Origin of the sequence: Marinarcus sediminis (SeqCode) (assembly GCF_048571275.1) — a bacterium.
Classification (GTDB): Bacteria; Campylobacterota; Campylobacteria; order Campylobacterales; family Arcobacteraceae; genus Marinarcus; species Marinarcus sediminis.
On sequence record NZ_CP182357.1, the window covers coordinates 2,034,679 to 2,047,865 of the forward strand.

General features: G+C 32.2%; 16 protein-coding genes. 11 read left to right on the plus strand and 5 right to left on the minus strand.

Annotated features, from left to right (window positions below):
• Position 1 precedes the first annotated feature (1 nt).
• Entirely contained in the window at positions 2–649 is a 648-nt protein-coding gene (locus ACNI3C_RS10320; protein ID WP_419769716.1) for an energy transducer TonB, read from the plus strand.
• Between the two features lie 35 nt (positions 650–684).
• On the opposite strand, the gene ACNI3C_RS10325 is transcribed toward ACNI3C_RS10320, so the two are convergent.
• A complete protein-coding gene (locus ACNI3C_RS10325) occupies positions 685–1,311 on the minus strand; it encodes an HAD family hydrolase (protein WP_419769717.1) in 627 nt (208 codons plus the stop codon).
• A gap of 306 nt (positions 1,312–1,617) precedes the next feature.
• On the opposite strand from ACNI3C_RS10325, the gene ACNI3C_RS10330 reads away from it, so the two are divergent.
• Positions 1,618–2,298 carry a sulfite exporter TauE/SafE family protein gene (locus ACNI3C_RS10330; RefSeq protein WP_419769718.1) on the plus strand — a complete coding sequence of 227 codons (681 nt, stop codon included), beginning with the start codon at positions 1,618–1,620 and terminating at the stop codon, positions 2,296–2,298.
• Here ACNI3C_RS10330 and ACNI3C_RS10335 read toward each other — a convergent pair.
• Complete coding sequence (locus tag ACNI3C_RS10335) at positions 2,284–3,678, minus strand: cobyric acid synthase (RefSeq protein ID WP_419769719.1); 1,395 nt, start codon at positions 3,676–3,678, stop codon at positions 2,284–2,286. The two genes, ACNI3C_RS10330 and ACNI3C_RS10335, sit on opposite strands and share 15 nt — an antisense overlap.
• Positions 3,679–3,811: 133 nt before the next feature.
• Here ACNI3C_RS10335 and ACNI3C_RS10340 point away from each other — a divergent pair, with 133 nt between their 5' ends.
• Genes ACNI3C_RS10340 through ACNI3C_RS10360 form a run of 5 tightly spaced genes read left to right on the plus strand, consistent with a single transcriptional unit; the run spans position 3,812 to position 8,300 of the window.
• Positions 3,812–3,997 carry a hypothetical protein gene (locus ACNI3C_RS10340; RefSeq protein WP_419769720.1) on the plus strand — a complete coding sequence of 62 codons (186 nt, stop codon included), beginning with the start codon at positions 3,812–3,814 and terminating at the stop codon, positions 3,995–3,997.
• A gap of 12 nt (positions 3,998–4,009) precedes the next feature.
• Positions 4,010–5,830, plus strand: coding sequence for a TonB-dependent receptor plug domain-containing protein (locus ACNI3C_RS10345; RefSeq protein ID WP_419769721.1), 1,821 nt, complete (start codon positions 4,010–4,012; stop codon positions 5,828–5,830).
• A 1-nt stretch (position 5,831) separates the two neighbouring features.
• Complete coding sequence (locus tag ACNI3C_RS10350) at positions 5,832–6,656, plus strand: ABC transporter substrate-binding protein (RefSeq protein WP_419769722.1); 825 nt, start codon at positions 5,832–5,834, stop codon at positions 6,654–6,656.
• Entirely contained in the window at positions 6,640–7,338 is a 699-nt protein-coding gene (locus ACNI3C_RS10355; RefSeq protein ID WP_419769723.1) for an ATP-binding cassette domain-containing protein, read from the plus strand. Before ACNI3C_RS10350 ends, ACNI3C_RS10355 begins: the two co-directional genes overlap by 17 nt.
• Complete coding sequence (locus tag ACNI3C_RS10360; RefSeq protein ID WP_419769724.1) at positions 7,335–8,300, plus strand: FecCD family ABC transporter permease; 966 nt, start codon at positions 7,335–7,337, stop codon at positions 8,298–8,300. Before ACNI3C_RS10355 ends, ACNI3C_RS10360 begins: the two co-directional genes overlap by 4 nt.
• Before the next feature lie 89 nt (positions 8,301–8,389).
• On the opposite strand, the gene ACNI3C_RS10365 is transcribed toward ACNI3C_RS10360, so the two are convergent.
• Positions 8,390–8,596, minus strand: coding sequence for a malate dehydrogenase (locus ACNI3C_RS10365; RefSeq protein ID WP_419769725.1), 207 nt, complete (start codon positions 8,594–8,596; stop codon positions 8,390–8,392).
• A gap of 38 nt (positions 8,597–8,634) precedes the next feature.
• On the opposite strand from ACNI3C_RS10365, the gene ACNI3C_RS10370 reads away from it, so the two are divergent.
• The 4 genes from ACNI3C_RS10370 to ACNI3C_RS10385 all read left to right on the plus strand — a co-directional run bounded on the left by ACNI3C_RS10370 (position 8,635) and on the right by ACNI3C_RS10385 (position 11,952).
• Positions 8,635–9,606 (plus strand): SLAC1 anion channel family protein, encoded by a 972-nt coding sequence (locus tag ACNI3C_RS10370; protein ID WP_419769726.1) that lies wholly within the window; start codon positions 8,635–8,637, stop codon positions 9,604–9,606.
• A gap of 68 nt (positions 9,607–9,674) precedes the next feature.
• On the plus strand, positions 9,675–10,694 hold the full coding sequence (locus tag ACNI3C_RS10375; RefSeq protein WP_419769727.1) for an aldo/keto reductase: 1,020 nt from the start codon (positions 9,675–9,677) through the stop codon (positions 10,692–10,694).
• Positions 10,695–10,854: 160 nt separating this feature from the next.
• Complete coding sequence (locus ACNI3C_RS10380; protein WP_419769728.1) at positions 10,855–11,184, plus strand: hypothetical protein; 330 nt, start codon at positions 10,855–10,857, stop codon at positions 11,182–11,184.
• A gap of 3 nt (positions 11,185–11,187) precedes the next feature.
• Positions 11,188–11,952: a hypothetical protein gene (locus tag ACNI3C_RS10385; protein WP_419769729.1), complete on the plus strand. Its 765-nt coding sequence runs from the start codon at positions 11,188–11,190 to the stop codon at positions 11,950–11,952.
• Between the two features lie 37 nt (positions 11,953–11,989).
• Here ACNI3C_RS10385 and ACNI3C_RS10390 read toward each other — a convergent pair whose 3' ends face one another.
• Positions 11,990–12,520 carry a DUF3124 domain-containing protein gene (locus tag ACNI3C_RS10390; RefSeq protein WP_419769730.1) on the minus strand — a complete coding sequence of 177 codons (531 nt, stop codon included), beginning with the start codon at positions 12,518–12,520 and terminating at the stop codon, positions 11,990–11,992.
• A gap of 83 nt (positions 12,521–12,603) precedes the next feature.
• Positions 12,604–12,999, minus strand: coding sequence for a hypothetical protein (locus tag ACNI3C_RS10395; RefSeq protein WP_419769731.1), 396 nt, complete (start codon positions 12,997–12,999; stop codon positions 12,604–12,606).
• Positions 13,000–13,187: the final 188 nt, after the last annotated feature.

Consider the following 13,187-nt stretch of genomic DNA (forward strand, 5'->3'; position numbering starts at 1 on the left):
TATGAGTTCAAAAAAACGGTATACGCACTCATTTGTTTTAACATTTATTTTATATGCTCTGTTTTTTGTGGTGCTTTTTTTCAGTTTTGATGCCGTGGTTAAGCGCAAAGTTATTAATAAAGATAAAACCATTTCACTCAATCACATCTCTTTGATTGCTCAAGAAAAAACCATTAAAAAAGTAGAAAAGAAAGAGATTGTTAAACCCAAAGAGGTTGAAAAAAAAGTGATTGAAAAAACCAAAGCACCCCAAAAAATAAAACCGAAAAAAGAGCCTAAAAAAGAGAAACCTAAAGAGAAGAAAAAAGAGAATGAATCAGAAGCTAAGCAGACACAAGAAGCCATAAAAAAAGCCACTTCGAAACGGTACGAAGATGATTTTTTAGATCAAAATTTAGAAAAAATAGTTAAATTGATTCAAAAAAATGTCAAATATCCAAAACGGGCAAGAAATTTAAACATTCAAGGAAAAGTGATTGTGATGTTTACGATTTTAACCAATGGAAAGATTGAAAATCTGGAAGCTTTAGATGGACATCGTTTTTTAATTAATTCAACACTTGAAGCCATCAGAAGTGCAGCATTGGATTTTCCAAAAGTTAAAAAGGATATAACCATTAAAGTTCCCATTGCTTATATTCTGAAGTAACTTAGAAAATAAGCAGACACCATAAAAGCTGAGTATTATTTTACAAATTTTTTATAGATACGTTTTTCAAGCTCTTCAACATTTTCAATGGCATCTTTTTCATGATTTGAAAACCCCCAATTGACTAAGATAGAGTCAACTCCTGCATTAAAAGCAGCTTGAATATCTTTGTGACTGTCTCCAATGAGAAGTGATTTCTCTTTGGTGGTTTTGATATCATTCATGATTTTATGTACCATTTCCGGGTGTGGTTTTGGTTTTTGTACGCTGTCGTAACCATAAACTAAATCGAAATAGTCTCTTAATTCAAGGTGTTTGAGCATTTTATTGGCAAATACAGAAGAAGCGTTGGTTGCAACGGCCAATTTAAAATTCCCTCGTAACTCTTGTAACAGTTTTTCAATGCCTTCATAAATTTCAAGTTCCAGCAGGCAATTTTTGTGGTAATACTCTTCAAAAAGTGTTGTTTGTTGGGGGGTAAAGTGTTTTGTTCCATAAAAGAATTCGGCAGTATTAATACTTGGGTCATTGACTTTTTCTAAAATATAATTTTTTTCAAATGCTTCAAAACCTAAATTAACACGTACGTAATTAATCGTATTTGCAATCATCGTCCCACTGTTAATTAATGTGCCATCCATATCAAACATAATCAAATTCATTTAAAACTAAACCTTTATAAATGTAGTGCGCGTATTATACTTTAAATAGTTCAATAGGAGTTTAAAACTTTCAGTTTAATTGCTTTTTATAACTTAACAGAAAATTAACACATTATCTCTATACTTTTAACACAACAACCAATAGTGTATTTCTCTCCTAAATGCAGTATTATTTGATATGCAAGCTTCACAAACCAGTTTTTTTATTGAGTTTTTATACCTTTATAAAAAAATTGGTTCGAACTATCTTAGTCATTTTTAATCAACTTTATACTAACATCAACAATATTTTTTAGGATTTTTTTAATGGAAAACATTTCTCTTCTTTCAATTATTACTATTGCTGTTTTAGGCTCCTTTGGACATTGCGTTGGAATGTGTGGTGGTATTGTAATTGCGTATTCAAGTACCAAAGTTCAAAGTGGTTGGAGTAAAAGCAAACAAACCTTTTCCCATATTTTATATTCGTTTGGAAGAGTTGTAACTTACACCATTTTAGGTGCAGTGTTTGGGTTTTTAGGATCAGTTGTTACTTTCAGTCGAACAACCAATGGCTCTTTGCTTTTATTTACAGGTATTTTGATGCTTTTTGTTGGTCTTTCACTTTTGGGAAAACTAAAGTTTTTAACATTCATTGAACACACGGTTGCAAAACAAGCTTGGTATCAAAGAAGTTTTAAAATACTCATTACATCAAACAGTTTAAACAGTTTTTTTCTTCTTGGAATGCTCAATGGTTTATTGCCTTGTGGTTTTGTATATTTCTTTGCCATTACAGCAGCAAGTACAGGAAATGTCTATTTAGGTGCATTGGTCATGTTTATCTTTGGAGTAAGCACAATTCCCGCTCTTTTTTCTTTGGGATTTTTTGTAGGATTGTTTAAACAAAGCGATTTTAGGAGCCTTATGGTCAAACTCGCTGCCATTGCTGTGCTTTTTTATGGTTTCTATATTATCTATTTGGGTTCTCGATTACTTCTTAATTGATTCTAATATCTTCTTGATGTTAAGACGTGCTTTCATGATAGAAATAAAACGATTAATAGAAGCGTTTTTATACGCTGAAAAATCAAACCCCACATAGTGTTTATTGAGTTGTTTAAAATAGGCCGTTCTGAAGTTGTTATTGTCAAAAACTCCATGAATAAACGAACCTCTTATCTGCTCTTTTTCAAAACAAAGAGGGTATTTTTGTGAAATTCCATGATGAATTTCAAAACCCTCAACACTGCAATTAAAGAGTTCAAAGGATTGTTTGGTAAGAATTTTCTCTTTTTCAAAAACAATATCATCATCAATAAAACCAAAACCCTCTTCTAAAATGGCTGTTTCATTCTCTAAAGCATACAGATCATTGAGTGTTTGAAACATCATTTCATAACCACCACAAATACCATAAATGGCTTTTTTATGTTTTTTGAGTTGTTTGAAAAGACCTGTTTGTTTGAGCCAAAGCAAATCTTTGATGACCAGCTTTGAACCCGGTAAAATAATTAAATCAAACTTCTCTAAAGAGATATTTGATGTGATAAACTCTACAAAAACTTCATCATCGGCAATGAGAGGTTCTATGTCATTGTAGTTGCTCATAGTAGGGTAGGCAATAACACCAATATCAAGTTTTTTATTTTTGGGTTCTTGAATGAAGTTTGTTAAACTTGCCCCATCTTCAAAACCCAAATTAAAAGGAGTGTAGGGCAATACTCCCAGTACTGGGATGTTAAACTCCTCTTCTATGATATGAATACCTTCATCAAAAAGGGTTAAATCGCCTCTGAATTTATTGACAATAACTCCAATAACATTTTTTTGCAAAGCTTCTGGAAGCAAATTATACACACCCCAAATAGAGGCAAAAACGCCCCCTTTTTCAATGTCGGCTACTAAAATAATTTTGGTGTGGTATTGTGTGGCTATGAAAATATTGGACAAATCTTTGTCCATTAAATTGAGTTCAACAGGACTTCCCGCACCCTCACACACAACACAATCGTATTTCTCATTCAAATAGTCAAAACAGCGCATGACAGAGGGTTTTAAAAGATCTAAATCTCTGTAGTATTCACGAACATCTTTGTTGCTTACTGCTTTTCCTTCCACAATTAAAGATGCAGAACTTCCTCGACCAGATTTAAGCAGTATGGGATTTAAGTGATAGGTTGTCGGAATACCTAAAACCTCTGCTTGAAAATATTGTGCAATGGCAATTTCACTTTTATCATCACAAACATGAGCATTGTTTGATACATTTTGTGCTTTAAAGGGGGCAACGCTCTGTCCTGATTCTTGGATAATTTTTGCAATAACAAAAGTAAGAGTTGATTTACCTGCATCTGAACTTGTACCAAATATTGAGATGTTGTGCATAAATAGAAATTCCTATATAGAACCAGTAAACTTTGTTGGCATGGCTCTTTTTTTTGCATTATAGCGTTTAACTTCTGACTTTTTAATATCTTTTTACTATAATACGCACGTAAATATTACAAAGGAGGAAAATATGACCACTAAAACAAGAAAATACTTTACATTTTTTGGGATTTTAGCAGCAACTGTTAACAGAAAAATAAGTTCACTGTTAAGTTCAATGCACAGCATCTTAAACAATGTACCTAAAATCGTAGATATCTTATTGTCGACACAATTAAAACCCGTCAAAACATATTCAACAAACAATTTAAAATAGAGGAATAAAATCATGCATAAAAAAATAACTACAAGCTTTGTTGCTGCGCTTTTTCTGGCAACAACACACTCTCAAGCAGACGAAAGAGTACTTTCAACCATCACCGTTACAAGTGCTACGAAATCAGAACAATCCATCAAAGACGTTACATCTAATGTCAGTGTTATTACTAAAGAAGAGATAGAAGAACGACACTATACCAGTGTAGTTGAAGCGTTAAATAGCGTTTCAGGAATAGATTTTAATTCCAATGGTTCTATTGGAAGCATTTCTAATGTTTATTTAAGAGGAATGGCGAATAACCGAGTATTGGTATTGGTGGATGGAGTACGATTTCAAGATCCTTCAAACACAAGTGGTGCAAATATTGCACATTTAATGATAACCAATATAGAAAGAATTGAAATCATTAAAGGTGCCCAAAGCGGTATTTGGGGTTCTGAAGCAGCAGCGGGTGTGATTAATATCATTACAAAAAAAGCAGAAAAGGGCACTCACGGAAGTGCAAATTTAGAGTACGGAAGTTTTAATACAAAGAAATATGGTGCGAGTTTATCTCATGGTACTGAAAAATTTGATGTTATATTCAGTGCAAATAAAATAACAACAGACTCCTATACAACCAAAGCACCACGAGGCAAAGATATTGATAACTATGAAGATGACAGTTATGAAAATAGAACAATCAATCTGAAAACAAACTATTATATCAATGAAGATGCAAAGTTAAACTTTAATATGACAGATATTGATGCTTTAAAAGAGTATGACAGCTCTGATGGAAATGATACCAACATGAAAAGCGACATACAATCAAGACTCTATTCTTTAGCATATTTACAAAAAATCAAGCAACACAATTTCTCTGTGAAGTACGAATTAAGTAAATTTGAACGAGAAGAGATTGGTTCTGCATTTGGGGTATTAAAGTTTAATGGAGAGACCAAAAATATTGAATTAAATGACAACTACAAGTACACAGAAGCTGGTTTTTTGCTTATGGGAGCAGGTTCCAGCAAAGACGATGTAGATTATATAAAAGTTGATACAACAAAAAATCAAAGAAAAAGTGAAAACAAATATGCCTATTTGACCAATTCAAATAATTTTGATGAAACGGTATTGACTCAAAGCATAAGATTTGACAAATATAAAAACTTTGATAACAAAGTTACGGGCAAAGTTGGGATAAAACATGCTTTTAATCAAGATTTATCTTTCAGTTCAAATTACGGTACAGCATATAACGTACCCAGTATCATACAACAGTTAAATCCTTGGGGCGCGACAAATTTAGATTTAGAGCCAGAAACAACAAAAAGTTTTGACATGGGATTCAGTTATAAAGATTTAAGCGTGACGTTATTTAAATCAAAAGTAGATAATTTAATTGGTTGGCAAGGTTCTGGTTATGCAAATGTTACAGGAGAGTCCAATTTTGAAGGGGTTGAAGTAGAGTATTCAAAAGAAGTTATCTCTAATGTATTGTTGGGATTAAATTATACAAGACTCAGAGCGCAGAATGCCGATGACCAATATTTAGCAAGAAGACCCAATCAAACATTAAAAACCTCATTGGACTATTATGGATTGGCACGATTTAATTTTAATGTCAATGCTGAATATGTGGGAAAAAGATATGATGGTGCGAATAAAACAGGGGCACAAACAGGAAAATATACTGTTTGGAATGCTGTGGTTAATTATGAAATCAACAACAATCTCAGTGCTTATGTAAAATTGGATAATATAACAGACAAATATTATCAAACTGTTGATGGATATACAACAGCACCACGAAGTGCATATGTGGGATTAAAGGCTACATTCTGATATGAAGAAATTTTTATTTATACTTTTTATAAGTCTAAATCTTTGGGGAGCAGAGCGTATTGTTACGCTTACTCCTTCAATTAATGAAATCGTTTTTGCATTGGATGAAGGGCAAAATGTGGTTGCCAATACCAAATTTTGTGATTTCCCCGTAGCCTCACAAAAGATTAAAAAAATTGGTGGTTATGCAACGATTTCTTTAGAAAAAATTTTACAAGCACATCCTACGGTTGTTATTGGACAAGATTATGATAACCAACTCAACAGCAATTTAAGTGCCTTGGGAATTCAAACAAAAATTTATAAAACCAATACGTTGGATTCTATTAAAAACACCATTAAAGATTTGGGTCTGTTTTTTCATAAAGAGCAAAAAGCAGATGAACTCATAAGTGGTATAAACAACACACTGGACTCTTTAAAAGGCATTGTCAATAATCAAAAAATATTGATTGTCATCAGTCCTAAAAAAAGTTTATCCAATCAAATCTATGTGGCGGGGAATTACATCTATTTTGAAGATATCATTCAAGCATCTGGAAACCAAAATGCCTATTTTTCAACTTCTCATATACAACCTGTAGTAAACAGTGAAAAAATTATTCACATGAACCCTGATATTATTGTACTTTTAGCTCCATTTTTAGAAGCTCAATTCAAAGAGCAAGAAGCCATCATAAAAGCGTGGGAGAGTTTACCCATACGTGCTGCAAAAAATAAAAACATTTACATGGTCGATAAAGCTTATGCCGGCATTCCAAGTCAAAGAGTGGTCTATTTTATGCAAGATTTTAAAAAGATATTAGAAAATGTTAGAAATAAATAGTTACAACAGCACCATTTTGCACGACATATCTTTTTCGTTAAAAGAGAATGAAAACTTAATTATTTTGGGTGAAAATGGGGCAGGAAAATCGACTTTAGCAAAAGTGCTTTCTCATTTGATTGAAAATGAAAGTGTCAAACTTTTTGGTGAAAATATCAATACAATCAGTGATTTTAAAAGAGCTCAACTCATTAACTATATTCCACCTAAACTCTCGATTTTTGATGAGTATATCACTTTGTATGAATTTTTAGAACTTTCAACCATCGAAGAGGTGAACCCTGTAAAAATTGAAGAGATAATTACGCTACTTAAACTTGAGAAACTGAAAAACAGATATTGTAAAGCCTTTAGTTCAGGGGAAAAACAACTTTTACTTTTGGCGTCAAGCATGATGCACAATGCCAAAATTACTATATTTGATGAACTCACTGCAAACTTAGATATTACACGTTTAAAAGAGGTTTATGATATTTTTAATTCAAAACGATTACAACAAAAAATAGTTATAACTCATAATTTAGATTTAGCACATGCGTTAAAATTTAAAGTAATGTTCTTAAAAGAGGGAAGAGTAGAGTTTTTTGGAGAGCATGATACTTTTTTTTCCAATGAAAACCTGAAAAAATATTACGATGATACAATTTTAAAACTGGACAAACATTTGGTGGTAAATTTATGAAACTATTTTTATATATCAGCAGTTTTATTATCATTGGCATGGCTCCTTTTATGGGAGAAATCAGTTTAGATTTTAAAGACATATTTGATACTTCTTTGACGACGTATACGATATTTTGGGATTTAAGAGTTTCAAGAGTATTGTTGGCCTTTTTTGTGGGTGGAATTTTAGCCTTAAGTGGTTTGATTTTTCAGATTATCTTTAAAAATGAATTGATCACTCCCTATACGTTAGGAATTGCAAGTGGAACTACACTTTTTACCGCGGTTTCTATTGTTTTTTTTCCCGCAGTTTATTTGACATTCTCTTCGGTATTGGGTTCCATTATCACCATACTGATTTTATATTTTATTTCAAAACAAATCAATAAAAGCTCTATTGCTGTTTCAACCAACTCTATTTTGCTCATTGGAATTGCTTTATCCTATTTTTACGCCTCCGCTTTGATGTTGGTTTTTTATATGAGCAATTTGCAAGAGAACTATTCTATTGTGCGTTTTACTTTAGGAAGTTTAGACACGGTTGGTTTTACACACAGTTGTATTATTATGCTTGTCAGTATAGTTTTTTATGGTGTTATTTATGCAAACAAAGCAAAAATACGACTCTTGCTTCTTTGCAATGATACGGCATTTTTAAAAGGGTTAAATATTCATAAAACCAATGTGCTTTTATTGGTGGTGGTCTCTTTAAGTGTGGGCGTGAGTATCAGTTTTGTAGGACCCATTGGATTTATTGGATTAGTGATTCCTCATATTATCAAGTTGATATATAAAAGAAGTGCCGACAGACTCTTTTTCCCTGTCTTCTTTTTTGGTGGAGTTTTTTTGGTTTTTTCTGATTTGATTGCTCGAAACCTTAATATGGATTCAACTCTTCCTATAGGTGTTGTAACGGCCTTTATTGGCGCACCATTTTTTGTTTACTTATTGATTAAAAGAAATAAAAGAAGCACACAATAAAAAGGAAGAGATTTTTTCTTTCTAAATATATAAGTAAAACTTATATATTATGTAACCAAATTTTAATAAAAGAAAGACTAGAATTCCGCTTATAAAGGATTGATTTTAGTTTTTAAATTTTTCGGTATTTGTGCAAATGGTTTTGTTTCTTGTTTAATGAACACTCCATTTTCGTAGACGGCAACGTCTAGAACCATCTTATCTTTCTTAAGATTTAAAAGCGTATAAGTGAATCCATTTTCAAAGTATGTTAAATTTTGGTTTTGCAAATCTGTGATTTTTTTATTTTTTGCCATAAAAAATTATAGAGTAAAACCTCTTAAAAGGATTTTGGGTGAGTGAAGAAAATTTGAAAAAAGTTCCTAATAGATTGCATTATTTTCCAGTAATGATGTTTGCTATCGTAATGGGATTAAGTGGTTTGTCTTTGGTGTTTAGAAAAGCACATGAGACTTTAATGTTTCCAAGTATCATTGGACAATTATTGACATATGTAACGGTAGCTGTTTTTGTGGCTATTTTATTTACATATATTTTAAAAATATTTCAATACACAACACAAGTTAAAGAGGAGTTCTCACATCCCGTGCGAATTAACTTTTTTGCGGCTATTTCTATCTCATTTATTTTGATTTCAATGCTCATGCAAAACATGAATAAAACCATTGCGTATGATTTGTTTATTATAGGGGCGGTGTTACACGCATTTTTTACGTTTTACACGCTTTCATATTGGATTACAAAAAGTTTGGAAATTCAACACTCTAATCCCGCTTGGTTTATTCCTATTGTGGGGAACTTAATTGTACCTATTGGTGGGGCAGGGCTTGTGGACAATGCCATTTTAATGTACTATTTTTCTATTGGTATTTTCTTTTGGATTATTATGTTGGCAATCATTTTAAACCGAATTATTTTTCATATGCAATTTGCACAAAAATTTATGCCAACACTGTTTATTTTAATAGCACCTCCCTCAATTGGTCTGCTTTCATATTTTAAATTGACCCACGAAATTGATATGTTTGCGCAAATTTTGTTTAACTTGGGACTGTTTTTCACACTTCTTTTGATTTTCATGTACAAAAGTTTCTTAAACATTAAGTTTTTTATTTCATGGTGGGCATTTACCTTTCCTTTAGCCTCTATTGCCTTGGCAAGTATGTTGATGTATGAGCAAACAAAAGTCAGTTTTTATGCCTATTTTTCATATTTTTTCATTCTTTTTGTAACAGTGATTGTATTGATTGTTGCCTATAATACACTCAAACATATGTTTAAAAAAGAGATTTGTATTATGGAATAGCATTTTTATTTCATCGGTTATATGTTAAAATGATTTTTTATAAATAATAAATGATTTAAGGTATGACAATGAAATATAAATACATAGGAAAAACAGGGCTTAGAGTAACTGACATTTGCCTAGGTACCATGACATTTGGAACAACAACAAGCAAAGAAGAAGCCTTTGAAATTTTAGATATGGCGTATGAGCGAGGCATCAATTTTTATGATACTGCAGAGATATATCCTGTGCCTCCTACTTCTAATTTGGGTGGATTAACCGAAGAGATTGTTGGTCAATGGTTAAAAACCAAAGCCAGAGACTCAATTATTCTAGCAACCAAAGTTGCAGGTGCAGCCTCTGGGTGGTTTGTTCCACCCACACGTCACGGTCTAACCGCCATTGACGCTTTTCACATTAAAAGGGCCATTGAAGGCTCTCTTAAACGGCTTCAAACCGATTATATTGATCTTTATCAAATGCATTGGCCTGATTCCATTGTGCCCATTGAAGAGTCTTTAAAAGCATTTGATGCACTTATTTGTGAAGGCAAAGTACGATACATTGGAACGTCAAATGATTCCGCTTATGGTTTAACTAAAGCCAATGAAACCTCAAAACGATTGGGTATTTCAAGGTTTGAATCGATTCAAAACAATTTTTCACTGCTGAATCCAAGATTTTTAGATGAACTTTCAACGGTGTGCAAAAAAGAGCAAATCTCACTTTTACCATACTCTCCTATAGGTGGGGGAGTACTTTCGGGAAAATACAATGGAAACTTTTTTCCTGAAGGGGCACGATTTTCTATCTATATGCAAAACAAAAGCAAACGAGTTCAAGCCATGGCAGATCGATTTGTCAATGATAAGACCAAAGCGGCCACGACAAAATATATGCAAATAGCCAAAAAACTTGATATTTCACCCGTAACTCTAGCTGTTGCATGGTCAAAACAGCATGATTTTGTGGCTTCTACAATCATTGGTGCCAGAAAAAAAGAGCAATTAGCAGACTCTTTTGCTGCGCTTGATTTGGAATTGAGTCATGAAGTTTTAGAAGAGATAAAAGCGGTTCAAAAAGATATTTTATACCCAATGGGTTAGGTAAGTGGCTAAAGCTGCTTACTCTATTTATATATTACTGCTTCTCTTATAATGTTTTTATCTCTTTAATCTTGATTGAAACTTTCACAATGAAATTAATTAAACTTGAATAATATAAATACTAAAATTATTAAATTAAAAATCAAGTTAAGGAAATAAAATGAGAAGAGAGTTGACAGTGCTTTGGAGTATTTTACTTTTATTATTTACGGGGTGTTCACAAGTTCAACAAAACTTTACTCCAATTGCAGATAAGAGTTTTGATATTCAAAAAGGTATGACAAAGGAAGAAGTAAAAAAACTTTTAGTTATTAACCCAACGAATAAAGAACGAATCAATGATGAAGAGATTTGGAAATATGAAGGAAATGGATTTAATGAAGTAACAAAAGTGAACAAATATAACAATGTTACCATTAAATTTAAAGATGGCATTGTTACGAATATTGGTGTATTCAGTTGTGTTCTTCCACAAGTTCAAAAGGACTGATATATGGTGTCATTGAAAATAGTACGTAATACACTCCTTTTATTTGTTTTTGCTTCTACGTCTTTAATGGCGGATACCATTGCTTCTGTATTGGCAACCAATAATAATGCATGTTACAAATCACGAGAGATGATGTATGGCATTGATGATGTTTTTGAAGCCCTGAAAAAAACGCTTTTGCAATCCAATCTTAATATTGTAACTGTTACAAAAGAAGATGGTGTATTAACTGCAAAAGGAAGTCAGTACAATGTAGGTGAAGATACTGTTACAGATATTACCATGTCAATTTCATTTAGAAGTGTGGGTGAAAACAAAACACATATAACGGCTATTGGAAGCTTTAATACTCAAGAAAAAAAATCTGAAATGGCACAAATTGGAGCAGCAGGTGTCTCTTTACCGATTCCTGTTCCATTAACAGGACGATATGCTGTGACAGGTTCTGGAAACATTGATAACAGTATCTGGTATCAAGGTTTTTATAACAGTGTTTCATTGGCATTATTTGAAAATAAAATGAGATATTCAACATCAACACCAAAAGTACAAGAGCCTGTGAAAGAAGAAAAAACAGTACAGGAGGTTTCAACGCCAGCCGCTCCTGCTGTTGAAGTTGAAGAAGTTAAAAAAACAGAAGTTCTAGGTGAAGTTAAAGAAGCACCTATTGAAGTTAAAACCATAGAAACAGCAGTTGAAACAACTGTAGAACAAACATCTGTTGTTCCTGTTCAAGAAGTTCCAACTGCGGTAACTGATCAACAATAATCATAGAGTTTTACTCTATGATTATTTAAAAATTTATTTATTTAATTGTCTGTCCATTGGTAATAAAAGAGAAAGCTCGATTTCCTGAGTTATTTACCATAACTGCTTGAATAATAGGCGTTGACAGTTTTTCTGAACCTGTCCATTCAACAATAAAATTAGCCCCAGAACCTCCACGCATATCACGTAAGTCTACCACAAAATCAATTGAAGCCATGGGTTTTAAAATGTGAGTTTTCCCAATATAGTTTTCAATTAAATCTCCCCCTGTATTGTAATAAGAGATATTGTTTATCCACATATCTTGAGTGAAATCGGTATTACGAATACTCAGTGTAATTCCAATTCGTTCATTTTTCTCTTCAGAGGTATAGACATGAGAATAGACTGGTATATAAACCGTTTCATGTTTGGTCATCTCGGCCATGTTCTCTTGTGCGGGGTAAAAATAGCTGTACTCTTTACTCTTCTTTTCGAATTTTTTTTCTTCTTCGCTACAACCACTTAGCAACAAAGAACACAGAAATATTAGCAGTGTTGTTTTTACTGTCATTGAACTTTTTTTCACGTTAAAATCCTTACTTTTTATAAACACTATTATACTCAATAATCTTAAATAAACCGTTAGGGCTTTTTATCGTATAATTGAAATTATAACTGTTCACCAAAGTTAGCAAAAGCCCCTTCAATGCTTGGAATGGTTTTATAATGCGTTTTTGTAATTTTCACATTTTTTGTTTTAAGATCACATATGGCAATCCTAAAATTAGCACCTATAACGGGTTCTACGACACAAATGATTTTATCTTCAATTTGTCGTGTTGCATAAATAGTGCCTTGAAGATTTGTAAAAAAATATTTAGGATAGGTTAATGGAGTTATCTCAACAACATCAATGGTCTCTTCATTTTCAAGCGTTTGCATAATATCCATGGCATCTTCATAACTCTCAAATTGAATACACCAATCATCAAATTTTTTATTGAAATGTTGTAAATCTTCATCCAAAAAACCACCTGCTAATGATTGTAATGCAAAAATTGACACAAAAAACACCTTATTTATAGACTTTTTAAAAGCCAATTATAGCGTTATCTACATTACTTTATCGCATGGCTCTTTTTTTATTCATTATTGTACAAATTTTTATTTTCTATGTTTTATTTCGTTAAAATATAACCTAAGTTAGATGACTTTATGAGTTTGATATAATTCACAATATTCAAAAAGAAGGA